The organism is Streptomyces sp. NRRL F-5135 (genome assembly GCF_000719775.1).
Taxonomy (GTDB): domain Bacteria; phylum Actinomycetota; class Actinomycetes; order Streptomycetales; family Streptomycetaceae; genus Streptomyces; species Streptomyces hebeiensis.
The window spans coordinates 315,412-338,971 of the sequence record NZ_JOHR01000001.1 but is presented as its reverse complement, the minus strand read 5'-3'; the positions used below and the strand labels follow the sequence as shown (position 1 = coordinate 338,971).

The following is a 23,560-nucleotide window of genomic DNA, read 5'->3' as shown; positions in this document are numbered from 1 at the left end:
TTGAACTCGTAGTGTGATTGGGGGGACCGGGCGAACTCAGGTCTGCTCCGTCACCAGTTCGTTTCGCGTGGCGGTGTGCTTCCTCTCTCGCAGGAGGGCGTAGCTCATGAGGCAGAAGAGGACGGCGAGGAGTACGGCCGAAGAACCCGCCGTGCCGAGGTCGAGGCCGCCCTTGGCGATGGGCTTGGTGAGGAAGTCGCCGGCGGTCGCGCCGCGCTCACGGGCCAGCAGCCAGTCCGTCTCGGCCGTGATCCGCGCCAGGGGTGTGCGCAGCTCGTGGGAGAGCTCCGAGGCCAGTTGCTGTTCGTGGCGGAGGACGGCGGCGAGCCGGTCGAGCAGTTCGTCGAGGTTGCCGGCGAGCGCGTCGAGCTCCCCCGCGCGCGGTACGGTGCCGAAGCGGCGGCCCGTGTCGTGGTCGCTCCACTCGGCCGCCCGGCGGGTCATCTCGGTCACCGGCCGCAGGGCGCGCCCGACCGTGGCGCGGCTCACCAGGTACACGCCACCGAGCAGCAGCAGGGCCAGCCCGATCGAGCCCACGAGAGCCGATTGCGCGGTGTGCCGGTACGGGGCGAGGTCCACGGCGGTCACCACGGTCCCCACCTGATGCCCGTCGGTATGGATCGGCCGTGCGTACAAGCGTGTGGTGGCCGGATCGCCGGTCTCCTCGAAGACGTCATGGCGGCCGGCCAGTGTGTCCACCGCGCGCTGTACCCCGGCGGGCGCGGGCGGGCGCTCCAGCACCTGCCGGCCCTGATAGATCCAGACACCGGTGTCGAGGGCGCGGTCGTCCGCCGGTTCGGTGACGCCGAGCGAATGGTCGGGGCGTACCTGCACCGTGGCCGTGACCGCGGTGGCCCTGGTGCGGAGCAGGTCGTCGGCCTCGGCGCGCAGCCGTCCGCCCAGCGCGATGTTGAAGACGACCGTGAGGATGACGACCCAGGCCGCGGTCGTGAACAGGGCCAGCAGGGCCAGACGCCCGCGCAGAGTACCCGGCCGGAAGCGGCGCCACCCTCGGCGCGGAGCCCTCATCCGAACCGGTAGCCCACGCCGCGCACGGTGCCGATGCCGCGGTCACCGCCCACGTCGCGCAGTTTGCGGCGCAGCCGCACCTCACGCAGTCCGTGGTCGTCCTCGACGACCAGCACTCGGTGAAGGGTCACCTTCAAGTATCACCCTCCGCGCCGTCCGGCCCCGGCCCGGCCGTGACGTACTCAGGTCGCGTACAGGCGAGCACGGCCGGGGCAGGCTCGGGGGTACGTCGACCGAGTGCCTTTCGGGTTCCCTCCGGAGGGCGGTCCGGCCGTCACAGGCCCGGCGCGCCCCAGACCGGGAACCAGCGGGCCAGATCCGGTTCGATCCGCAGGTCGTTCCCGAGCAGTGCCCTGACCTGGAGTTCTCGCTGGCTGTCGCGTTTCTCGGCGCCGCCGGGGACGGGGGCGAAGGGGTAGAAGGAGCCCCGCTTGTAGAGGTAGACGAGGGCGAGCCGCCGTTCCTCGTCGTCCCGGAAGCCCAGCAGTGAACACAGCAGCTGTGGCCCGAATCCCCCGTCCTGGAGCAAGGTGTTGACCGCGTGCAGGTCATTGACCAGGGACGCCGTGTCCTCGGAGGGCCTGCGGACCAGCAGCCAGGTGTAGCCGTAGCCGTCCTGGCTGAATTCGACCGGGTGCCCGCCCTGCCCGGCGCTCGCGTCGAGCAGTTCCCGCACGTCCTGGCGGATTCGTGCGAATCCGCCGCCCTCCACGCCCGCGAAACAGACCGAGCCGAGCCCGGTGGGCGTCAGCCCGGCGCCAGCCTGGAGCGTGAGCGCGGCGGACGGCAGGGCGAAGAGCTGGTCGAGATCGGGGCGGACCGGTTTGCTGCGGCCGAGGATGGCGTCGAGCAGACCCATGGGACCTGCCTCTCGTGTCGTACGGGGGACGGGCTCGTACGGGGGGACGGGCCCTGTCAGCGGGTGGTGGGCGTCACGGCCGGGCCAGCTCCTCGGAGATACGGGCGAGCTGGTCCAGCCGCTGCTCCAGCGTCGGGTGGGAGGAGAGCAGCCGGCTCAGGCTCTCCTTCGAGGAGAACGCCGGTACGAAGAAGAAGGCGTTGTACGGCTCCGCCTTGCGCAGGTCCTCCGTCGGGATCCGCGCCATCTGGCCGCTCACCTTGGTCAGCGCCGAGGCGAGCGCCGAGGGGCGGCCCGTGAGCAGGGCGGCGGTCCGGTCCGCGGACAGCTCGCGGTAGCGGGAGAGCAGCCGGGTCAGCAGGAAGCCGATCACGTAGACCACCGCGCTGACCAGCGGTATCAGCATGATCACGATGCCGGCAGGGCTCGCGCTCTGATTGCTTCTGGACAATCCGCTGTACAGCGCGATCCGGGTCATCAGCCCTGCCAGCACGCCCAGGAACGAGGCGATGGTCATCACGGCGACATCCCGGTGCGCCACGTGTGACATCTCGTGCGCGAGGACGCCTTCCAGCTCCTCGGGCTCCAGCCGGCGCAGCAGGCCGGTGGTCGCGCAGACCAGGGCCGTGCGCTCGCTGCGGCCGGTGGCGAAGGCGTTGGGGATGTCGCTCCGCGCGATCGCCACCCGCGGCTTCTCCATGTCGGCCAGCGCGCAGATCCGGTCGACGGCGCCGTGCAGCTCGGGGGCCTGCTCGGGCGTCACCTCGTGCGCCCCCATGCCGAAGGCCGCGATGCGGTCGCTGAACCAGAACTGGGCGACGAACAGACCGCCCGCGACGATCAGGATGATCGGCCAGGCGTGGTTCAGGACCGCGAGCAGGACACCGACCAGGACCACGTAGAGCAGACCGATCAGGAACATGGTGGTGACCATGCGCGTGGTCAGCCCACGGTCCGGGGTGTAGCGGGTTCGTGTCATCGTCGGCCTCCCGTGCCTCTGCTCCTGAGTTAATTTTCCTCCGTTTCCGCTGAAACGGTATGAGTGGCTGGAAAGTGGGGCGAAGGGCGCGGTCGAGGCCCTGGGTGGCCGGATCCCCCGGTTGTGTGGCCGGAACGTTGGGGCGCATGGAGGCGCACTGCTGTACGCCCGGCTCACAACCTTCTGGAAAGTGACTCGTGTGCTGCCCTGAGCCGGGGTTCTTCGTGTATTACAGAACGGTGACGCGTGTGCGAAGGAGGTAGAACAGGGTAAACGAGTTCGCTGCTGTGCAGGAAGTCGACGGTATGAGGGGGGTAGGGCCATGATCCGGGTCCTGGTGGTACACAATGGGGGATTGATTCGCTCGGCTCTGGTGGCGCTGTTGCGCTCCGAATCTGCGTTCGAGGTGTCATCGGGAAGTGGACGGACGGGATTCCGCGCGGTGCACGGCAGGACGCCGGACGTCTATGTGGCCGACATCGATTGTCTTGATTCCCTCGGAAGAGTGTGCGGGAAGTCTGTCGGCCGGGGTGACCTGGCCGATGACCCGGCACTCCTCGTCCTGGCCGGTGCCCGGAAGCCCGGCGCTCTTCGCAAGGCCTTTGACGCGGGAGCCCTCGGATACATCAACAAGGACGGGGAACCGCAGAGATTAGTGGAGGGTATCCACAGAGTGGCGAGAGGCGAGAGATTCATTGATGAATCACTCGCTTTCGATTTTCTCCAGGCGGCGGAGATGCCGTTGACGCCTCGGGAACTCAGCGTTCTCGCGCAGGCCGCCGAAGGGGCTTCGATCGAGGAAATCGCGAGGTCGCTGCATCTGTCCAAAGGAACGATACGCAACTATCTGGCGGCCGCGATACGAAAGGTCGGCGGACGGAACCGGTTGGACGCTGTTCGGATATCCCAAGGCGCCGGCTGGCTGTGACACGGCACGGCACGACGGCACGACACGGCACGGCGCGGGCTGCCGCGGCACCGGGCCGGTCCGTTCCGTGTCAGCCGTCCTGCCAGTGACCCGCCAGATCACGGTAGAGCGGGGACACGGTCAACAGCTCGTCGTGCGTACCGTACGCGGGCCTCGTCCCGTCCAGGACGAGGATCCGGTCCGCCCGGCGCGCGGACGACAGGCGGTGCGCGACGACGATCAGCGTCCCGGGACGCGCGGCCAGCGCGAGTTCGACGCGCTCCTCCGCGGCCGGGTCCAGATGGCAGGTGGCCTCGTCGAGGACCAGGAGCGGCGCGGACGCCACATGGGCCCGGCACAGCGACAGCAACTGGCGTTCGCCCTGGGAGAGCCTGGCGGGCTCGACCGGGGCGGCGAGCCCGCCGAGCCGGCCCACCAGCTCCTCGGCGCCCAGCGCGGTGACGGCGCGACGCAGCTCGTCGTCCGGCACGTCGGGGCGCAGGTACGCCAGGTTGTCCCGGACCGTACCGCTGAAGACGTACGCCTGCTGCGGAATCAGGACGCGCAGGGCCGCCAGTTCACGGGCGTCCCGGCCCGCCACCGGCCGGCCCGCCAGCAGGACGGATCCGCCGTCCGGAGCGAGCAGCCCCGCGAGGACCCCGGTGAGGGTCGACTTGCCGATGCCGCTCGGCCCCACCACCGCCACGTGCTCGCCCTGGTCGACCAACAGATCGAGACGGTCGAGGACCGGGGGCGCGCCGGGGCCGTACGCCAGGGTCACGCCGCGCACCTCGGCGGCGGGCACCGGCCGTGAGTCCGAGCCCGAGCCCGGAAGGATCGGCAGGGACACCGGTCCGGTTCCCTGCCCGGTGACCGCGGCCCGCTCGATGACCGCGGGCTGCCCGCCGGCCCTGCCCGACGGGGTGGCCGGGAGCGGGGTTGTCCCCCCGTCCGTGCCGAGGCCGACGGCCTCGCCGCCCCGTGTGGGCTCGCCCGGAGACCGGTGTGCTTTCCGGGCACGGCCGTCTCCGGCCGCCGGGTCCGTGAACCGGTCCATTACGACCAGCAGCCGCGTCCCGGCCGCCCCGAGCGCCGTCATCAGGGTGTGCAGGGCGGGCAGCAGCGACTGGACCAGGTAGGTCAGCGCCCCCACCAGCGCCCCCGCGGTGACCCCCTGCCGCACCAGCCACGGAGCGGTCACCAGCAGCAGGAGCACCGGGGATTGTCCGGCCACCCCCAGTGCCAGCGTGCGCACGGCCGCCCAGCGAGCCAGCGCCCGTGCCGCGTCGGCCCCCGCGTCGATCAGCTCTCCCGTACGCTCCGCCGCCCGTGCCGAGGTCCCGCACGCGGCGATGTCCCGCAGCCCCGAGCCGATCGCGCCGACCCGGTCCGCGAGGGCCTCGTCGGCCGTCAGGTACGTGCGCTGGGCGGCGGCCATCGGCGCCAGCGTGGCCAGGAACAGCAGCAGGCCCAGCGTCAGTGGCGGCAGCACCACCAGCAGGAACCGCGGCGCGAGGGTGAACAGCCCGGCCAGCGCCCCCACCGCCGTGAAGACGAAGGACCGGGCGGTGAGGACCAGCCCGGCGAAACTGTCCCGCGCGATCTCCGTCTGATGCGTCAGCCGGGAGACGGCGCCGGCGTCCGCGCGGGCCGGATCGGTGATCGCGCCGTGCAGCGCCCGTTCCACGGCCCGGCGCACCAGAGCGTCCCGCAACGGCTCCACCAGCGCGGCCAGTTGGCCGAACACCCCGCGCAGCAGCGGACCACCGGTCAGGATCGCGGCCGCCGCCACGGCCAGCCAGGCCAGACCGAGCGCCGTACGTCCGGCCAGGAACCCGCCGTCGAGCGCCCGCGCCACGCAGTAGCCGCCGAGGAAGGTCTGGGCGGACTCCAGCAGGGACCAGCCGGCCAGCCGGTACAGCACCCCTTTCCTTCGGCCGAGGAAGCGACGGCCCGGAGGCAGAACGCGGCGCAGCGCCCCCTGCCCGGCACTCCGCCCGGCGCTCGGGCCCGCGGACCGGCCGGTGTCCGGCCGGGCGGGCCGGCTGCCGGGTCGCGGTCCGGCGGCGGTCACGGCTCCGTCCGATCCGTCGCGGGGGCGGGGCGGCCCGCGGTGCCGGGCACGGGCGCCGACGCCGGATCCGGTCGCGGTCCGGCCGCTGACGCCGGAGCCCGGCCCCGGCCCCGGCCCCGGCCCCGATCTCGATCCCGGGACCCGCCCTCGCGCTCCTGCCGTGCCCTGCCCTCGGCCCGGGCTCCGCCGTCGGCCCGGGCTGCGCCCTCTGCCCGGTCCCGGTCCGCCGCTGGCCCTGGTGTGGTGAAGATCCCGCGGTATTCCGGGTCCCGCCACAGTTCCGTATGCGGCCCCACCGCGCGCACCCGCCCGTTCTCCAGCCAGATGACCAGGTCCGCCCGCGCCGCCGAGGACAGCCGGTGCGCGACGACCAGCCGGGTGCCCGGGCGGACCCGCCGGGCCAGGGACCGTTCCACCTGGCGCTCGGTCACCGTGTCCAGGCTGGAGGTCGCGTCGTCGAGGATCAGCAGCCGGCCGGCCCGCGCGAACGCCCGGGCCAGGCCCAGCCGTTGCAGCTCGCCCCCGGACAGCGGGGCGCGCCCCGGTGGAGTGGCGTACCCCCGCGGCAGCAGCCGGACGAACGCGTCCGCGCTCGCGGCCCGCGCGGCCGAGCGCACCACGCTCTCCGGGATCCGCCCGGGCCCGTCGGCCAGGGCCTCGGTGATCGTGTCACCGAACAGCACCGGGCGTTCGAAGGCGTACCCGACCTCCCGGCGCAACGGATCCCGTGCCACTGTCTCCAGGCGCACGCCGTCCAGCAGGACCTCCCCCTCGTCCGGATCGGTGAGCCGCCCGGCCACGGCGGCCAGCATCGACTTGCCCGCGCCCGACCGTCCCACCACCGCCGCCGACGCGCCGCCGGGAATCCGCAGCTCCACGTCGGACAGCAGCGCCCGGCCCTCGCGTACGACCGTGACGCCCCGCAGTTCGAGCGTGCCGGGGCCATCGGGCGGCAGGGACCCGGCCCCGTACGCCAGGGCGGGCAGCGCGGCCGGTCCGGCGGTCCTGCGCGCCGCGGACCGGCTCCGTACGAGGGTGCCCAGCAGCCCCGCCACCGCTCCGACCCCGGCCGCCAGTGCCGCGTACCGGGACACCGCGAGCAGTTCCCCGACGCTGATCCGGCCCGCCGCCACCCGCAGACCGCCGACCGCCAGAACGGCTGTCGTCAGCAGCGGCATCAGCACACCGCCGCGGGCGACCGCCCGGCCGTGCACGAGCCACATCCGCCGGCCCTGCGCGGAGAGTTCCGCCAGCGGCGCCAGGATCCGGGCGCGCTCCCGGCCCTCGGCTCCGGCGGCGGCGATGGTCCGCGCGCCGCCCAGCGCCTCCAGCAGCCGGGCCGCCAGGTCCGACTGCACCCGCTGGTACCGCGCGACGCTCTCGGAGGAGTCCCGGGTGAACGCGCGCAGTACCAGCACCAGCAGGGGCAGGCCGACGAGGAAGGCGACCGCCGTCCACACGTCGATCAGGAAGAGGGCGACGAGCGCGCCGGCCGGCGCGAGCAGCGACGCGGCCAGGGCGGCCACCGTCACGGGCGCGTTGCCGGCCTCCGTCGCGTTCGCGGACAGCCGGGTCGTCAGGTCGCCGGGGGAGAAACGGGCGCCGTCCTCGGGGCGCGCGTCGAGGACGGCCCGCAGGCCGCGGACGCGCAGCCAGGCGGTCGAACGGGCGGCCACCGTACCGCTCAGCCAGGCCACCACAGCGTCCAGGAGCACTTCCGCGGTGATCACGACGGCGCAGACGGTGAGCCAGAAATCGGCGGAGTCGTCCCGGCCGAGCAGCAGGTCCAGGGTCCGGCCGAGGAGCGCGGGCGCGGCGAGCGACGCGGCGGCCGACGCGGCGGAGCAGAGGAACACCGCCAAGGTACGGCCCGCGCTGTGCCGGGCGGCGCCGAGCAGCAGGCTCGTACCGGTCGGTGGCGCCGGGGAACCGGATGCGGGTGCGGGGGGCGGCCCGGGGCAGGCACCGGGAGCGGACGGGGGCTCGGATCCGGGCGCGGATCCGGGCGCGGGCCCGGCTTCGGGCGCGGACGCCCGCGAGGCTCGGGTGCCGCGACGCGGAAGCACCATCGGAAAGCGGTCCTCCTCGGAGCCGGGGGAGACAAGGGCCGGGGCGGGACAGGTGGCGCGAACGCGCGGGAAGGTCCCGGGCGGCGAGCCGCCCGGGACCTCCTTGTCAGGCGTCGATGTCACGGCGTCGTCACGCCGTCGGCGTCATGCCGTCGACGCGACGACGCCGTGCCAGGACGCCGGCGACGTGTCAGCAGCGACACGTCGCCGACGTCACGACGTCAGTTACAGGTGGTGACGCTCAGGCTGCTGTCACCGCAGAGCAGCAGGCTCGCGCGGCTGCCGGTGGCGACGTCACCCGTGGCCTCTTCCTTCGGGGTCTCCATCGACTGAAGCTCGAGCAGGTTCATGGTGTTTCCTCTCTTGTGGGGACGATGTGTTTCGGTTACGGCTCCCCGGTGGGAGCCGGCTCTGGGGCCGCCTGAGTGGCGGCAGGAACGGCAGGTGCGCCGTTGGGTCGTGCGCGGCGGCGAGCGCCAGGAGACAGCCGGCGGTGCCGGTCGACAGGTCCATGGACAGCCGCATCATCTGTTCGCCGGGAAAGGCGAGATGGCCCTGGTACGTCATGGCGTGCCAGGAGAGGGCGTCGATCTGCCGCCGTACGTCCGCCTCTTGGGTGCCCGGGCCGCCGGCCGTGGTGCGGCTGAGGTACAGCACCATGCCCGCGGCGCCGCGGAAGAGGCCCGGCTGTGCGTAGAAGGTGGCCTGCGCCGCCCGGACGATCTCACCGCGCGCCCGCTCGAACTCCTCGTCCGGGCGGTGCGCGAGGTAGTCGTCCAGCACCATGCCGATGCCGACGCTGCCCGCGCCCAGGTACGGCATGGTGCGCCAGCCCTCGTCGACCTGGAGGGTGCCGCCGGCGCCGTGCCTGCACCGGGCCAGGTCGCGGCGGAGCGCGACGGCGGCGAGGTCGAGCAGCGCGGTGTCCTGGGTGCGCTCGTACAGGCGCAGGAACAGCAGGGCGGTGCCCGAGGCGCCGTACAGCAGCCCGGCGCGTGGCAGACCGTCGGCTCCGCGCGGCATTCCGCCGGCCTGCCCCGCCACGTCACCGTCGGCGCCGGCCAGGGTACCGGAGACGGCGGAAGCCGCCCGGTCCGCGCAGCGCAGTGCCGCCTCGTGCAGCCTTCGCTCGCCGGAGGCCACGGCGAGATCACTCAGCGCGAGACCGAGCCCGGCGGCACCTCCGTGCAGGTCGGGCGGCAGCTCCCGCCATGCCTGACGTAACGTCAGGTCGACCAGGTCCCACACCTGTTCGCGATGCCCGAGGCGGTCCAGGGTCCAGGCCACGCCCGCCAGGCCGTCGTAGAAACCGAGCGGGGTCCCGGGGGCCGGGTCCTTGGCTCTCAGCAGCAGCCACTCCTCCGCCGGACCGTGCCGGCCGGCCCCGCTCCGCTCCAGCGCGTACAGCACGCCGGCCGCGCCGTAGCCGAACGACAGGCCACCGCCCGCCGTGCCGAACTGGGCGATGTCGCCGGGGAAGAAGCGGTCCTCGCGGTCGGGCGAGGCGGAGGCGAGGACGGCCCGCGCCATGGAGTCCCGGCTGCGCGGCCACGCGCCGGGCTCGACGGGCAGATACGGAACGCCCGTGGTGGCGGCCCCTGCCCTCGTCCCGGCCGTCCCGGTTCGCGTACCGGCCGATGCCGATGCCGATTCCGATGCCCCGGATCCGGCCACCGCCGGCTCCCGGCATATCTCGGCGACGGCCTCGTCCAGGAACGCCCGCTCCACCGGGAACTGCCGCGCGATCACCTCCGCGAGGTGTCCCGCCTTGCCGCGGTCGATGGCGAACAGGCTGGTCAGCGGGATGAACAGGGCGAGCCGCAGGCACGCCAGCGCGTACCGGTCGACGTCGAAGCCGCGCCGGTCCGCCGGGGCCACGAACGCCGGGTTGGCCACGGTCTGCCGGCCGCCCCGCTCGGCGGGGGCCGCCGCCTCGAAGTCGAGCAGCACCACCGACGACTCGTCCTCGGACACCATGATGTTGAACAGGTGCAGATCGTTGAAGACGACACCGCGCTCGTGCACCGCCGCCACGGCCCGCTCCACCAGACCGTGGATCCTGAGCGCCCACGCCGTGTACTCGGCGAGTCGCGCCGGGTCCGGATCGGCGTCGATCAGCGGGTGCCGGCGGGCGAAGAAGGTGTTGAGCGGCTTGCCCTCGATGTGTTCGAGCACCAGGAAGCGATGGCCGCCCAGTTCGAAGCTGTCCCGCACCTCCGGGGTGCAGGCGAGGCCCGACAGCCGTTCCAGCGCGTCCTGTTCCCGCTCCAGCCGGGTCACCGCGTCGGCTCCGTCCGCGGCCAGCCCGGCGTGCGGTCTGGCCTCCTTGAGGACGACCCGCTCGCCGGTTCCGGTGTGGTGTCCCACGTAGACGCCACCGCCGTTGGAGAAGTGCAGGGCACGCTCGATGGTGTACGGCATGCCGGTGACCGTCGTGGCGTTCCGCGCGTCGAGGTGCGGCCGGAGGAAGTCCGGCGGGGTCACCCACTCGGGTATCCGGAACACCGGGCCCCGGAAGTCCGGTACGAGCCTGCCCTCGGCGTTCTCCACGGCCGGGCGCAGTTCGCCGTCGGCGTCGTAGCAGTTCCGCCGGGTGAAACTGCCGTAGCGCAGGTGCACGGGTCCCTCGCCCCAGCGCAGGTCGCTCAGGATGTACGGTCCCGGCTCTCCGGTCAGCAGCGCGTCCAGCTCCGCCGCCACGGTGCCGCACCGCTCGGTGTCGGCCGGGTAGACGGTGATGAACTTGCCGCTGGCCGCACGGTCCGCGTACTTCGCGTTGCGGGTGTGCAGCAGGTATCGGCTCGGCACGAACTTGAACGCGAGCGAGCGGGGGACGCAGTAGTCGATCACCCGGTCCAGTACGGACTCGGCGTTCTCCAGGGTCGCCGACACATGGATCTTCCAGCCCTGGGAGGGCAGTCGCGCGTCGAGCGGACGCCAGGCCAGCCAGTCTCCCGTGCGGTGCGCCTGCCAGCCGGCGGGCGCCGGCCGCCGTGCGGCCTCGTACTGCTTCTCGCGGCCCGTGCCGCCGGTGGAGGACAGGCGGTGCGGCGCGTCGTAGAAATGCCGGTCGGCGTCGCAGAACACTGCGTACCCCTTGTTCACTACGCGCTCCCTCGGCCGGTGACTGCGCCAACCGTGTCATGGCGGCCGAAAGGCGAGACAGTCGCCGATGTCACCTCCCGGTGATGGACTACGCACGAGTAACTCGCTCGAAAACACGCAGAAACGCGCACACACGGAAGGGCCGGTGGACACGAGTGACCACCGGCCCCCGCGGGTGCCGTGCCGCGGCCCTGGTGGGAGGGCCGTTCATGAGGGGCGCACTCCTCCCGGCGAGGTCCGCCCGGTCGCGCGGACCTCGCCGGTCGCGGAGCTACAGCGCCGGGTAGGCGTTCTTCATCAGCTCCTGGAACTGGGCGGAGAACCAGTCACCGGAGAGCGGCGCGTTGGGCAGCGCGCCGGACATGTTGTTGTTGTTGCGCGGGTTCCCCGTGTAGGTCGGGTCGCACATCCGGTCGAATCCCTTGCCCTGGTCGTTCGGGATCTCCCGGCTCGCGCCGTCGGACTCGCCCGGCGGCTTCATCCAGACGTACGCGTCGATGCCCGCCGCGGGCGCGGCCTTGGGCCGTTCGCCGAGCCCGGCTCCGGACTGGTTGCACCAGTTGCCGAGGTGGATCCGACGGTCGTACCGCCCGCCGTCCACATAGGTGTCCACGCTGGTCTGGGCGCCGGGTCCGGAGGGCCGGGCGGAGCCGCCCCACCCGTTGCGGGAGGTGTCGATCAGCATGCCGACGCCCGAGGGGAAGCCGACCTTCACCGCTTCCTGCCGGAAGGCCTGCGCGAACGACTGCTCGTCGACGTAGCGGTTCCAGTCGACCCACTTCGACTCACGCACGGACTTGCCCGCGATGTTGTCGTTGATGGTGAAGTTGTTCTCCTTCGTCGCGCCGTAGTTGGCGGTGTTGACGATGAAGCCGTGCACGTTGTCGACCGTGCTGCCCTCGGCGGTCGCGGCCTGCTTGAATATCTGGGCGGAGGCGTTGAAGTTGTCGTCCCAGCCGATCCAGCCGTGGTGTCCGGCGTCCACGTAGTTGTAGACGTTGCCGATGGAGCCCAGCTTGTTCAGCGCGTAGCCGACGCCCTTGATGTAGTTGCCGTTCGCCTTCATCACGTCGCACTGCGGGGTGACGGTGGGCCGCGGGGTGACGTTGGTGACGAGGTTGGGCAAGGAGTCGATCTCGACCGTCGTCACGATCCGCAGGTTCGCGTACTTGCTGTCGGCGAGGATGGCGGCGATCGGGTCGATGTACTGGGTCTTGTAACGGTCGATCTCCGTCGGGCCCAGCTCGCCGTTGGACGCCAGCGCCGAGCAGTCGCGGCCCGGCAGGTTGTAGATGACGAGCTGGACGACGAACGCCCTGCCCGCCGCCTGTTGCAGCGCCCTGTCCAGGTGTGCGCGCAGGCCCATCTTGCCGTTCGCGCCCTGGATGGCGGCGATCCGGTCCAGCCAGACGCCGGTCGGCTGGTTGGAGACGCGGCTGCCGCCCGGTTCGGCGGCGGCCTTCGCGGACCACTCGGGGTTCACGTACACCCCGGCGCCGGCGTAGGGGTTGTCGACCTTGGCGGCCGGCGCGGCCACGGCGGCGGCGGCGCCGCCCGGCGAGGTCACCATGCCCGCCGCGGCGGCGATCAGCGCGCAGGCGCCGAGGAACGCCGTTCGGGTGTGCCGTGTTCGCCGTGCGGGGGTGGGGATGCGGCTCATGACAGTCCCTTCAGATGGTCACGGAGTCCTACGCCGAAGGAGGTCGGCGTACCGTTGTAGTCGCTGATCAAGGAGGGGCCCGAAGAACAGTCCCAGGTGTTCCAGGTCCAGCCGAGGTACGAGGCGCCACGGGCGTCCAGCCACGCCATGACACGGTCGATATAGCCGTGCGAGCAGGTGTTCTCGCCGATCTCACCCGCCACGAACGGCACCTGGGCCGCCACCGGCGCGAGCTGTTCGTTCCAGCAGCTCTCGCTCGCGCAGACGTTGAAGTTGTACGTGTGCCAGGCGGCGGCGAGGTTGCCCGCCGGGTCGGTGGGTCGGTACGACAGCCACTGGCGCATGTCGTTGGAGTACGCGATCCCCGGAACGAGCACCAGGTTGCCGGCGCCGGTGGCCCGCACCGCGTTCACCAGCGACTGCATCCCCGCGACCGGGTAGTCGATCCCCGGGCAGGTGCCGCCGTCGCGCCAGCAGGTCCAGGCCGCGGTCAGGTTCGAGGTGGCCCGGTCCGGGAACGGCTCGTTGAACAGGTCGAAGACGACCGCCGGATCGTTCTTGAACGTCTGCGCCACCGACGTCCAGAAGGCCGGCGTGTACCGCGCGTTCGGCATCGGTTTCTGACAGGTCGCGTACTCGGTGTCCGGACAGTGGCTGTCGCCGCCCGTGTACTTCCCGTTGGACCAGTGCAGTTCGAGGACCGGCGTGATGCCGTGCGCCTCCAGCCGCGCCACGAACTGCTTGACCGCCGTGATGTAGTTGGCGCCGGCGTAGGCCGGGTTCACATGCGACAGGCCCAGCCAGCACTCCTCGTTGAGCGGCACCCGGACGGCGTTCACCTTCCAGTCCGCGATGGCCTTGACGGACGCGTCGTCCACCGGGCCGTCGAAGACGCCGTAGCCCTGGACGCACATGAACTCGCCGCCGGAGCGGTTGACCCCGAGCAGCTGCCGGGTCGCCCCCTTCTCGTCCACCAGCTTGTTGCCGGACACGCGCAGCTTCGGGGGCGTGCCGCCCGGCGACGGGTCAGGGGGCGGCTCGTTCGGGTCGGTCGGCCCCGAGTCCCCGGTGCACGCGCTGCCGTTGAGCGTGAACGCCGTCGGTGCCGGGTTGGACCCCGACGTGGCGGCGGTGAAGCCGGCGCTGACCGAGCCACCGGTGGCGATCTTTCCGTTCCAGCTCTCGTTGACCGCGGTCACGGTCTTCCCGGACTGGGACCACTTCGCGCTCCAGCCCTGGGTCACCTTCTGGCTCCCGGGGAAGTCGAAGGCGAGGGACCAGTTCTCGAGCGGTGTCCCGTGGTTGGTCAGCGTGAGGCTGCCCTGGAAGCCGTTGCTCCACTGGCTGGTCACGCTGTACTCGACGGTGCAGGAAGCCGCGGTTCCCGACGCGGAGCCCTGCGGTACGAAGGCGGTGCCCGCCATGGCCAGGGCCACGGCGGCCACCAGCGCTCGCAGGCGCGGTGGTGGTCGCATGGAGCGACTCCTCGGTGGCCGATACGCCGCCTGGCGCGGCGTATGACTGATGGAAGCGCTCCCACTGGTTCTGTTCGACGGTAGCGCCGAAGTGGCGTGAGTCAACACCTCGGTTGACTTCTTTTATCGGCGATGTCGTCCGGACGTGGGTCGTGTTCAAACTCTTGACACCTTCGCGGGCCACCCCGACGCTTGGGAGCGCTCCCACTGGTTCGCCCCCCACACCCGCACCGAACCGCGAGGAGGACCACCCCCCATGCCCGCCTTACGTGGATCCCCGCCCGGGGCATTGCCTCCGCCGAGACGGCCGGGCCGGCCGCGCGGAGTCAGACGGCTGCTGACCGCCCTGGTGGCCGCCCTCTCCCTGCCGCTGGCGCTGACGGCCGGCGGCGGCGCCCCCGCCCACGCCGCCGCCGTCCAGTGCGGTGTCGACTACAAGACGAACGACTGGGGCTCCGGCTTCACGGCCGAGCTGACGATCACCAACCGAGGCACGGAGGCCGTCGACGGCTGGAGCCTCACCTACGGTTACGCCGGCAACCAGACCCTCACCAACGGCTGGAACGGCAGCTGGTCCCAGTCCGGGAAGACCGTCACCGTCAAGAACGCCTCCCATAACGGGAGGATCGCGCCGGGAGCCGCCGCCACCACCGGTGCGAACTTCACCTACAGCGGCGCGAACACCGCACCCACCGTCTTCTCCGTCAACGGTGTGACCTGTGCCGGAGCGCACCAGCCACCGCTGACCGTGCTGACCAGCCCGGTCCCCGGCGCCGTCTTCGCCGCGGGCGGCACGATCCCGCTGGCCGCCACCGCCGTGGCCGCCGACGGAGCGGGCATAGCCAAGGTCGAGTTCTACAGCGATACCACGCTGCTGGGCACCGACACCTCCTCGCCGTACAGCTTCGACTACACGAACGTCCCGGCCGGCGATCTCTCGCTGTACGCCAAGGCGTACGACGGCCAGGGCGCCGCCGCCGAGTCCACCCCCGTCGGCGTACGGGTCACGGCGGGCCCGTCCCTGGTCGCGAGCCCGGTCCAACTGGGCGTCCAGCAGGGGAAGACGGGCACGTTCGGCCTGAAGCTGTCGACGCGGCCGACCGCCAATGTGACGGTCACCGTCGCCAGGACCGCGGGCACCACCGGGCTGACCGTCGCCTCCGGTGCCGGCCTCACCTTCACCCCCGCCAACTGGGACACCGCGCAGAACGTGACGATCGCCGCCGCGGCCTCCGGCACCGGCACCGCGACCTTCACGGCGACCGCGCCCGGACAGACCAAGGCCGAGGTGACGGTCACCCAGCTGGCCGCCACCGCCGGGTACGACGCCAGGTTCCTGGAGCTCTACGGCAAGATCACGAACCCGGCCGCGGGCTACTTCTCGCCCGAGGGCATCCCGTACCACTCCGTGGAGACACTGATCGTCGAGGCTCCCGACCACGGTCATGAGACCACGTCGGAGGCGTACAGCTACCTGATCTGGCTCCAGGCGATGTACGGCAAGGTCTCCGGGGACTGGTCCAAGTTCAACGGCGCGTGGGACATCATGGAGAAGTACATGATCCCCACCCACGCGGACCAGCCCACCAACAGCTTCTACAACGCGTCGAAACCGGCCACGTACGCCCCCGAATGGGACCAGCCCTCGCAGTACCCCTCCCAGCTCAACCCGGGCGTCTCCGTCGGCAGAGACCCCATCGCGGGCGAGCTGAAGAGCGCGTACGGCACCGACGACATCTACGGCATGCACTGGATCCAGGACGTCGACAACGTCTACGGGTACGGCAACGAGCCGGGCACGTGCGAATCCGGACCGGCCGCCCAGGGGCCCTCGTACATCAACACCTTCCAGCGCGGCCCGCAGGAGTCCGTCTGGGAAACGGTGACGCAGCCGACCTGCGACGGGTTCAAGTACGGCGGCAAGAACGGGTACCTGGACCTGTTCACCGGCGACGCCTCGTACGCCAAGCAGTGGAAGTTCACCAACGCCCCCGACGCCGACGCGCGCGTCGTGCAGGCCGCCTACTGGGCCTCGGAGTGGGCCAAGGAGCAGGGCAAGGGCAGCCAGATCTCGGCCAACGTCGCCAAGGCGGCCAAGATGGGCGACTACCTCCGCTACGCCATGTACGACAAGTACTTCAAGAAGATCGGCAACTGTGTGGGTGAGACCGCCTGCGCCGCCGGCACCGGCAAGGACAGCTCCCACTACCTGCTCTCCTGGTACTACGCCTGGGGCGGCGCCACCGACACCTCCGCCGGCTGGTCCTGGCGCATCGGCTCCAGCTTCGCCCACAGCGGGTACCAGAACCCGATGGCCGCGTGGGCGCTGAGCTCCTACCCCGACCTCAAGCCCAAGTCCGCCACCGGGCAGCAGGACTGGACCACCAGCCTCAAGCGCCAGCTGGAGTTCTACCGCTGGCTCCAGTCCGCCGAGGGCGGCATCGCGGGCGGCGCCACCAACAGCTGGGCGGGACGCTACGCCACACCCCCGGCCGGCTCGTCCACCTTCTACGGCATGTTCTACGACGAGGCCCCCGTCTACCACGACCCGCCGTCCAACCAGTGGTTCGGCTTCCAGGCGTGGTCGATGGAGCGCGTCGCGGAGTACTACAACAGGACGGGGGACGCCGCCGCCAAGACCGTCCTGGACAAGTGGGTGAAGTGGGCCCTGTCCAAGACCACGGTCAACCCCGACGGCAGCTACCTGATCCCGTCCACGCTCCAGTGGTCCGGCAAGCCCGACACCTGGAACGCCGCAAGTCCCGGCGCCAACGCCGGACTGCACGTGACGGTCGCGGACTACACGGACGACGTCGGCGTGGCCGCCGCGTACGCCAAGACCCTCTCGTACTACGCGGCGAAGTCCGGTGACGCGCAGGCGAAGAGCACCGCCAAGGCACTGCTCGACGGCATGTGGGACCACCACTCGGACGCCCTGGGCATCGCGGTGCCCGAGACCCGCGCCGACTACAACCGCTTCGACGACCCCGTCTACGTACCGAGCGGCTGGACCGGCACCATGCCGAACGGCGATCCGATCGACTCCAGTTCCACCTTCAGCTCGATCCGGTCCTTCTACGAGAGCGACCCGGCCTGGTCCAAGGTCGAGGCGTACCTGAAGGGCGGCGCCGCGCCCACCTTCACCTACCACCGCTTCTGGGCCCAGGCGGACATCGCGCTGGCCCTGGGGGCCTACTCCGACCTCTTCGAATAGCGGGCCGGCTCCGGTGACACGCCGACGCCCCTCCGGCACCCGCCGGAGGGGCGCTCGGCGCTTCGCCCTCCGTCCGGGTAAGGCCAGTTGATGCCGTTTTTGCTTAGTCGAACGGACAACACACGGTCAAATTCTGGTATTCGAACTATTCGAACCTGACCCATCGGTGTCAGTCTCTGGTCGGCTCACCGCGCGTAGAACGCGCGGAGGGCCCCCTTCATGACACACGCACAGCTCAGCACGGCTCCGCACTCCCGGGCGGCGGCCCCGATCGACGCCGCCGCTTCCCCACACGGAGCCGCTCACCGGCGGCCCGACACCCTTGGAGACTGAGTGAGACTCGTAGCGTCCTCCCCCCGGAAGAACTCCTCCCGCACGCACGCGGCCCGGTTCGCGGCACTGGTCGCCTCCGCCGCCATGGTGGTCGTGGGCGTGCAGGCGCCCCTGGCCGGCGCGCAGTCCGGCACCGACCGCGCGAGCGGCGCCACCGCGCTCCTGCTCACCCCGGGCCAGCGCGCGGAGGCCATCGCGTCCGCCCAGGCGGACAGCGCCGCCGAGGCCGCGGCCCTCGGTCTCGGCGCCCGGGAGAAGCTCGTCGTCCGGGACGTCGTCAAGGACGCCGACGGCACGGTGCACACCCGCTACGAACGCACCTACGCGGGTCTGCCCGTCCTCGGCGGCGACCTGGTCGTCCACCAGGCCCCCTCCGGGACGCGCGGCGTGACCAGGGCCACCGGCGCCCGGATCGCCGTGGCCGGCACCGACGCCGAGGTCAGCACGGCGAGCGCGAAGAACACCGCCCTGAAGGCCGCCGCCGCGGAACGGACCGCCGACGCCACCGCCGACAGCGCGCGCAAGGTGGTCTGGGCGGCCTCCGGCACACCCGTGCTGGCCTGGGAGACCGTCGTCAAGGGCGTTCAGGCCGACGGCACCCCCAGCGAACTGCACGTCGTCACCGACGCGACCACCGGCAAGGAACTGTTCCGCGACGAGGCCATCCACACCGGCACCGGCACCGGCGACTACAACGGCTCCGTCACCCTCGGCACCACCAAGAGCGGCAGCACCTACAACCTCACCGACAGCGGTCGCGGCAACCACAAGACGTACGACCTCAACCAGCGCACCTCCGGCACCGGCACGCTCTTCACCGACGCCGACGACGTCTGGGGCGGCGGACGTCAGAGCGCCGGCGTCGACGCCCACTACGGTGCCGCCGAGACCTGGGACTTCTTCAAGAACGTGCTCGGCCGCAACGGCATCAAGAACAACGGCGTCGCGTCCTACTCCCGCACCCACTACGGCAACAGCTACGTCAACGCCTTCTGGGACGACAGCTGCTTCTGCATGACCTACGGCGACGGCTCCGGCAACGCCAACCCGCTCACGTCCATCGACGTGGCCGCCCACGAGATGAGCCACGGCGTCACCTCGAACACCGCGAACCTGAACTACAGCGGCGAGTCCGGCGGCCTCAACGAGGCGACCAGCGACATCTTCGCCACCGCCGTCGAGTTCTACTCCGGCACGCCCAGCGACCCGGGCGACTACCTCATCGGCGAGAAGATCGACATCAACGGCGACGGCACCCCGCTGCGCTACCAGGACAAGCCGAGCAAGGACGGCGCGTCCAAGGACTACTGGTCCTCCGGTCTCGGCGGCATCGACGTGCACTACTCGTCAGGACCGGCCAACCACTTCTTCTACCTGCTGTCCGAGGGCAGCGGCGCCAAGACCATCAACGGTGTGAGCTACAACAGCCCCACCTCCGACGGTTCCAAGGTCACCGGCATCGGCCGGGACAAGGCCATAAAGATCTGGTACAAGGCGCTCACCACGTACATGACATCGACCACCAACTACGCCAGGGCCCGCACCGCGACGCTCAGCGCGGCGGGCGACCTCTACGGCACGTCGAGCGCCGAGTACAAGGCGGTCGGCGCCGCCTGGACCGCGATCAACGTGAAGTGACCGGCTGACGGCCCCGTGGGCCGACCGGCACAGTTCCGGCACGAAGGGGGACGGGCCCGCCGCGCACCACGCGGCGGGCCCGTCCCACGGCGGGGGAGCGGCGCGCGTGTCGGCGCGGCGGAGCCGATACCTTCCCCGAACCGGGGCACTAGGGTACGAACCATGCCACGGAAACCGGAGCGGGACAGCGGCGTCCCGGCGGACGGTGCCCCAGGGCCGGGCGGCGCGGGCGGCGAGCCCGATCCCCGGCGCTGGAAGGCGCTGACGGTGTGTCTGGTGGCCGGATTCATGACCCTCCTGGACGTCTCCATCGTCAACGTCGCCCTGCCCTCCATCAGGCAAGGTCTCGCGGCCCCGGAGTCCGATCTCCAGTGGGTCGTCTCCGGCTACGCCCTCGCCTTCGGACTCTTCCTCGTCCCGGCCGGGCGGCTGGGTGACGCCCGGGGCCGGCGGGCGGTCTTCATGGCGGGGCTCACGCTGTTCACGCTCGCCTCCGCGGCCTGCGGCCTGGCCCAGTCCAGCCTCTGGCTGGTGGTCGCCCGGCTGGTGCAGGGCCTCGCGGGCGGCATGGTATCCCCGCAGATCTCCGCGCTGATCCAGCAGATGTTCGCCGGACACGAGCGGGGCCGTGCCTTCGGCATGTTCGGCACGGTGGTCGGGTTCTCCACGGCCGTGGGTCCGCTGCTCGGCGGTCTGCTGATCCAGGCGGCCGGGGCCGAGGAGGGCTGGCGGTGGGTCTTCTACGTCAACCTCCCGCTGGGCGTGGTCTGCCTGCTGCTCGCCCGCCGGCTGCTGCCGGACACCCCGTCGGCCATCCGGGTCCGGATGCGCGACCTGGACCCGTACGGAGTCCTGCTGCTCGGAACCGGGGTACTGGCCCTGCTGCTCCCCTTCGTCCAGGCCCAGCAGTGGCACGGCAACGCCAAGTGGCTGCTGCTGGTACTCGCGGCAGGGCTGCTGGCCGGCTTCGTCAAGTGGGAGTCCCGGTGCCGGCCGGGCGGGACGCAGCCGCTGCTGAACCTGGGACTCTTCCGGTTCCGTTCGTTCTCGCTGGGCTGTCTGCTGATCCTGCTCTACTTCGCCGGATTCACCTCGATCTTCTTCATCACCACACTCTTCCTCCAGAACGGACGGCACTACACGGCGCTGGAGGCCGGACTGGCCATCACCCCCTTCGCCCTCGGCTCCGGCGCGGCGGCCGCCCTCGGCGGGCGGCTGGTCACCCGGCTGGGCAGGCCACTGGTCGTCGTCGGGCTGGTGATGGTGGCGGTCGGTCTGGGGGCCACGGTGCTGGCGGTGCACCTGGTGCCGGGGCGCGGCGTCGGCTGGGCGATCGCGGCGCCGCTGCTGCTGGCCGGACTGGGCAGCGGCCTGGTCATCACGCCCAACCAGACGCTGACGCTCGCGGAGGTCCCCGTGCCCCTGGCGGGCAGCGCGGGCGGCACCCTCCAGACCGGTCAGCGCGTCGGGTCCGCCGTCGGGATCGCGGCGGTCGGCTCCGTCTTCTTCGCCCGGGTCACCACGGAGGGCTGGGCGGGGGCGTACGACGACGGGCTGATCGTGGCCGTCGCGTTCGTGGTGGCCGCGCTGCTCGTCGCCCTGGCCGACGTCGCCGTGGGGCACCGGCGGGCAGCGGGCGCGTCCCGCGGGCCGGCCTCTCCGGGGTGAGGGCCCGTACCCGACCGGACGGGACCACGGGCGACCTGACACGGAGCCGGCCCCGGCCTGGGACATCCGTCCGGTTCCGGGAAGGCTGAGAACGTCGAGCGCAGCACCGTAAGGAGTACCGACGATGAACGACCCGAAGGAAAGCCGCTCCGTGGACAGCCGCCCCGAGGACGGTACCTCCGACGGCAACGAGAGCTACGGCCACAAGCCCTTCAAACGATCGAAGAGCCACTTCGCCGACCGCGTCACCGCCGACGGCGGGGACGGCTGGCCGGTCGAGCCCGGCCGCTACCGGCTCGTCGTCAGCCGTGCCTGCCCCTGGGCCAGCCGGGCCCTGGTCTCCCGGCGGCTCCTCGGCCTGGAGGACGCCCTATCCCTCGCCGTCGCCGACCCCATCCAGGACGACCGCAGCTGGCGCTTCACCCTCGACCCGGACGGCCGGGACCCCGTCCTCGGCATCCACTTCCTCGCGGAGGCTTACGACGCGCGGGAGACGGGCTACCCGGGCGGGGTCAGCGTGCCCGCGATCGTCGACGTACCCAGCGGGAAGCTCGTCACCAACGACTTCCAGCAGATCACCCTGGATCTCGCGACCGAGTGGACCGCGCTGCACCGCCCCGGTGCGCCCGACCTGTACCCCGAGCCGTTGCGCGAGGAGATCGACGAGGTCATGGAGGGCGTGTACCGCGATGTCAACAATGGTGTCTACCGCGCCGGGTTCGCCTCGGGGCAGCGGGAGTACGAGGAGGCCTTCCGCGATGTCTTCCGGCGCCTGGACCTGGTCTCCGAACGGCTCGCGGACCGGCGCTACCTGGTGGGGGACACCATCACGGAGGCGGACATCCGGCTGTTCACCACGCTCGTGCGCTTCGACGCCGTCTACCACGGCCACTTCAAGTGCAACCGGTCGAAGCTGACCGAGGACCCGGTGCTGTGGGCGTACGTGAGGGACCTGTACCAGACGCCCGGCTTCGGTGACACCGTCGACTTCGACCACATCAAGCGCCACTACTACCAGGTGCACACCGGCATCAACCCGACGGGCGTCGTGCCGCTCGGCCCCGACCTGTCCGGCTGGCTGACCCCGCACCACCGCGAGGAACTGGGCGGCCGGCCGTTCGGGGACGGCACCCCGCCGGGCCCGGTGCCCCGGGGCGAGGAGGTCCCTGCGGCCGGACGGCCCTGAGGCCCTGCTGGTCGGCGGCGGTGGCGGCGGCCCCGGTTCAGCTCTCGGCCGGCGGCCTGCGCAGGACGTACAGCCCGACGCAGGCCGCGAGCACCGTCACACAGAGCGCGAAGGTCATGCCGGCGCCCCGCAGCCCCAGGCCGAGCGTCAGCGCGCCGACCCCGACGACCGGCAGCGAGATCCCCAGGTAGGCGACGACGAAGAAGGCGGAGATCGTGCCGCCCCGCTGCTCCGGCGGCGCCGCCCCGCTCACGGCGGTCAGCCCCGCGCGGAAGGCGAGTCCCTGGCCGAACCCCCCGCACAGCGCGCCCGCCACGAGCAGTGGCAGCGACTCCACCAGCAGCGAGGAGCCCACCAGCACCAGTCCGGCCACCAGGACCAGACAGCCGCCGGGCAGCGCGGCCCGCGCGCCCACCCGCGCCGTCAGCGACTGTCCCGCCGTCGACGCCAGGAAGGCCGAGAAGACGATCGCCCCGGTCACGGCCAGGTCGTGCACGTCCAGGGTCCGGGCCACGAAGGACGGCGCCACCGCCGTGAACAGCCCCAGCAGCGAGAACCCGGCGAACGCCGCGAGCGCCGACGGTCCGAAGACCCCCCGTACCCGGGGCGGTACCACCATCCCCTGCGGCCTCAGCCGGAGCCGGCGGCGTGGACGGCGGACGGTCTCCGGCAGGAACCAGGTCACCACGGACGCGGCCAGGACCAGCGCGAGATGCGTCAGGAACGGCAGTTTCAGCGGCCAGGGCGCGTACTGGGCCAGTAGTCCCGACAGCAGCGGGCCGCAACCGAGGCCGCCCATGTTGGCGGCCGTCGCCGCGAAGGCGGCCCGCGCCTCGCGTCCCGGCCGCCCCAGTTCCAGTACCGCCGCGGTCGCCGCTCCGCTGAAGAGCCCGGCGGCGAAGCCGGACAGCAGGCGGCCCGCGAACAGCGCGGGGAGCCCGCCCTCGAACAGGAAGCAGAGCGCACTGGCCGCGGACAGCGCCAGCGCGCACAGGAGCACAGGGCGTCGGCCCACCTCGTCGGAGAAGGTGCCCGCGAGCAGCAGGACGGCGATGACGCCGAGGGCGTAGACCGCGAACACGACGGTCACCATCAGCTCGGAAAAGCTCAGTTGCTGCCGGTAGAGGCCGTAGAGCGGGGTGGGCAGGGTCGTCCCCGCCATCCCGACGGCGAAGACGCCCGCCGCCGCGAGGTAGCCGGGGTGCCGGCGCCCGCCCCCGCCCCCGTCTTCGTTCGCGGCCTCGTCCCGGCCTCCACCGCCCCCGCCGTGCCGGGCGCCTCCGCCCGCACCGCCGTCGGCGTCCGCGGCGCCTTCTCCGCGGCGGTCCGCGCCGCCCGTGCCCGTGCCCGCGCCGTCCTCGCCT

Annotated in this window: 16 protein-coding genes; 5 read left to right on the top strand and 11 right to left on the bottom strand. The window is 71.9% G+C overall.

Translation table 11 applies throughout. The features are described from left to right. Positions 1-36: 36 nt before the first annotated feature. The 4 genes from IG02_RS42420 to htpX all read right to left on the bottom strand — a co-directional run bounded on the left by IG02_RS42420 (position 37) and on the right by htpX (position 2,867). Positions 37-1,029: a hypothetical protein gene (locus IG02_RS42420; RefSeq protein WP_051764287.1), complete on the bottom strand. Its 993-nt coding sequence runs from the start codon at positions 1,027-1,029 to the stop codon at positions 37-39. Beyond that, positions 1,026-1,160, bottom strand: a complete 135-nt coding sequence (locus IG02_RS43370; RefSeq protein WP_107055519.1) for a hypothetical protein — start codon at positions 1,158-1,160, stop codon at positions 1,026-1,028. The genes IG02_RS42420 and IG02_RS43370 overlap by 4 nt, the downstream gene beginning before the upstream one ends. Before the next feature lie 143 nt (positions 1,161-1,303). Beyond that, entirely contained in the window at positions 1,304-1,888 is a 585-nt protein-coding gene (pspAB, locus tag IG02_RS0101555) for a PspA-associated protein PspAB (protein WP_030740630.1), read from the bottom strand. 73 nt (positions 1,889-1,961) lie between these two features. After that, entirely contained in the window at positions 1,962-2,867 is a 906-nt protein-coding gene (gene htpX, locus IG02_RS0101550) for a zinc metalloprotease HtpX (RefSeq protein WP_030740627.1), read from the bottom strand. 322 nt (positions 2,868-3,189) lie between these two features. On the opposite strand from htpX, the gene IG02_RS0101545 reads away from it, so the two are divergent. Then, positions 3,190-3,795 carry a response regulator transcription factor gene (locus tag IG02_RS0101545; protein WP_030740624.1) on the top strand — a complete coding sequence of 202 codons (606 nt, stop codon included), beginning with the start codon at positions 3,190-3,192 and terminating at the stop codon, positions 3,793-3,795. A 70-nt stretch (positions 3,796-3,865) separates the two neighbouring features. Here the strand turns inward: IG02_RS0101545 and IG02_RS0101540 are convergent, their stop codons facing one another. The 6 genes from IG02_RS0101540 to IG02_RS0101515 all read right to left on the bottom strand — a co-directional run bounded on the left by IG02_RS0101540 (position 3,866) and on the right by IG02_RS0101515 (position 14,157). Continuing rightward, a complete protein-coding gene (locus tag IG02_RS0101540) occupies positions 3,866-5,698 on the bottom strand; it encodes an ATP-binding cassette domain-containing protein (protein ID WP_234314565.1) in 1,833 nt (610 codons plus the stop codon). Between the two features lie 146 nt (positions 5,699-5,844). Continuing rightward, a complete protein-coding gene (locus IG02_RS0101535) occupies positions 5,845-7,917 on the bottom strand; it encodes an ABC transporter transmembrane domain-containing protein (protein WP_078854092.1) in 2,073 nt (690 codons plus the stop codon). 221 nt (positions 7,918-8,138) lie between these two features. Continuing rightward, complete coding sequence (locus IG02_RS0101530) at positions 8,139-8,267, bottom strand: SapB/AmfS family lanthipeptide (protein ID WP_030740614.1); 129 nt, start codon at positions 8,265-8,267, stop codon at positions 8,139-8,141. Next, positions 8,212-11,022 carry a class III lanthionine synthetase LanKC gene (lanKC, locus tag IG02_RS0101525; protein WP_051764286.1) on the bottom strand — a complete coding sequence of 937 codons (2,811 nt, stop codon included), beginning with the start codon at positions 11,020-11,022 and terminating at the stop codon, positions 8,212-8,214. The genes IG02_RS0101530 and lanKC overlap by 56 nt, the downstream gene beginning before the upstream one ends. Positions 11,023-11,293: 271 nt before the next feature. Further along, entirely contained in the window at positions 11,294-12,682 is a 1,389-nt protein-coding gene (locus tag IG02_RS0101520; protein ID WP_078854091.1) for a glycoside hydrolase family 6 protein, read from the bottom strand. Further along, complete coding sequence (locus tag IG02_RS0101515; protein WP_030740607.1) at positions 12,679-14,157, bottom strand: cellulose binding domain-containing protein; 1,479 nt, start codon at positions 14,155-14,157, stop codon at positions 12,679-12,681. The genes IG02_RS0101520 and IG02_RS0101515 overlap by 4 nt, the downstream gene beginning before the upstream one ends. A gap of 256 nt (positions 14,158-14,413) precedes the next feature. Between IG02_RS0101515 and IG02_RS0101510 the strand changes: the two genes are divergently transcribed. The 4 genes from IG02_RS0101510 (at position 14,414) to IG02_RS0101495 (ending at position 22,196) form a co-directional block, all read left to right on the top strand. Next, entirely contained in the window at positions 14,414-17,371 is a 2,958-nt protein-coding gene (locus tag IG02_RS0101510; protein WP_051764285.1) for a glycoside hydrolase family 48 protein, read from the top strand. Positions 17,372-17,704: 333 nt separating this feature from the next. After that, positions 17,705-19,342, top strand: a complete 1,638-nt coding sequence (locus tag IG02_RS0101505) for a M4 family metallopeptidase (protein ID WP_030740602.1) — start codon at positions 17,705-17,707, stop codon at positions 19,340-19,342. 162 nt (positions 19,343-19,504) lie between these two features. Further along, a complete protein-coding gene (locus IG02_RS0101500; RefSeq protein ID WP_051764284.1) occupies positions 19,505-21,010 on the top strand; it encodes an MFS transporter in 1,506 nt (501 codons plus the stop codon). Positions 21,011-21,134: 124 nt separating this feature from the next. Continuing rightward, the gene (locus IG02_RS0101495) at positions 21,135-22,196 is read left to right on the top strand and encodes a glutathione S-transferase family protein (RefSeq protein WP_051764283.1); all 1,062 of its coding nucleotides are present in this window, start codon (positions 21,135-21,137) and stop codon (positions 22,194-22,196) included. A gap of 37 nt (positions 22,197-22,233) precedes the next feature. Here the strand turns inward: IG02_RS0101495 and IG02_RS0101490 are convergent, their stop codons facing one another. Continuing rightward, positions 22,234-23,358, bottom strand: a complete 1,125-nt coding sequence (locus tag IG02_RS0101490) for an MFS transporter (RefSeq protein WP_037802000.1) — start codon at positions 23,356-23,358, stop codon at positions 22,234-22,236. Positions 23,359-23,560: the final 202 nt, after the last annotated feature.

Bases quoted from the DNA above. Each gene is read 5' to 3' on its own strand.
- IG02_RS42420 (WP_051764287.1), bottom strand. From the start codon at position 1,029: ATGAGGGCTCCGCGCCGAGGGTGGCGCCGCTTCCGGCCGGGTACTCTG.
- pspAB (WP_030740630.1), bottom strand. From the start codon at position 1,888: ATGGGTCTGCTCGACGCCATCCTCGGCCGCAGCAAACCGGTCCGCCCC.
- htpX (WP_030740627.1), bottom strand. From the start codon at position 2,867: ATGACACGAACCCGCTACACCCCGGACCGTGGGCTGACCACGCGCATG.
- IG02_RS0101545 (WP_030740624.1), top strand. From the start codon at position 3,190: ATGATCCGGGTCCTGGTGGTACACAATGGGGGATTGATTCGCTCGGCT.
- IG02_RS0101535 (WP_078854092.1), bottom strand. From the start codon at position 7,917: ATGGTGCTTCCGCGTCGCGGCACCCGAGCCTCGCGGGCGTCCGCGCCC.
- IG02_RS0101530 (WP_030740614.1), bottom strand. From the start codon at position 8,267: ATGAACCTGCTCGAGCTTCAGTCGATGGAGACCCCGAAGGAAGAGGCC.
- IG02_RS0101520 (WP_078854091.1), bottom strand. From the start codon at position 12,682: ATGAGCCGCATCCCCACCCCCGCACGGCGAACACGGCACACCCGAACG.
- IG02_RS0101515 (WP_030740607.1), bottom strand. From the start codon at position 14,157: ATGCGACCACCACCGCGCCTGCGAGCGCTGGTGGCCGCCGTGGCCCTG.
- IG02_RS0101510 (WP_051764285.1), top strand. From the start codon at position 14,414: ATGCCCGCCTTACGTGGATCCCCGCCCGGGGCATTGCCTCCGCCGAGA.
- IG02_RS0101500 (WP_051764284.1), top strand. From the start codon at position 19,505: ATGCCACGGAAACCGGAGCGGGACAGCGGCGTCCCGGCGGACGGTGCC.
- IG02_RS0101495 (WP_051764283.1), top strand. From the start codon at position 21,135: ATGAACGACCCGAAGGAAAGCCGCTCCGTGGACAGCCGCCCCGAGGAC.
- IG02_RS0101490 (WP_037802000.1), bottom strand. From the start codon at position 23,358: ATGGCGGGGACGACCCTGCCCACCCCGCTCTACGGCCTCTACCGGCAG.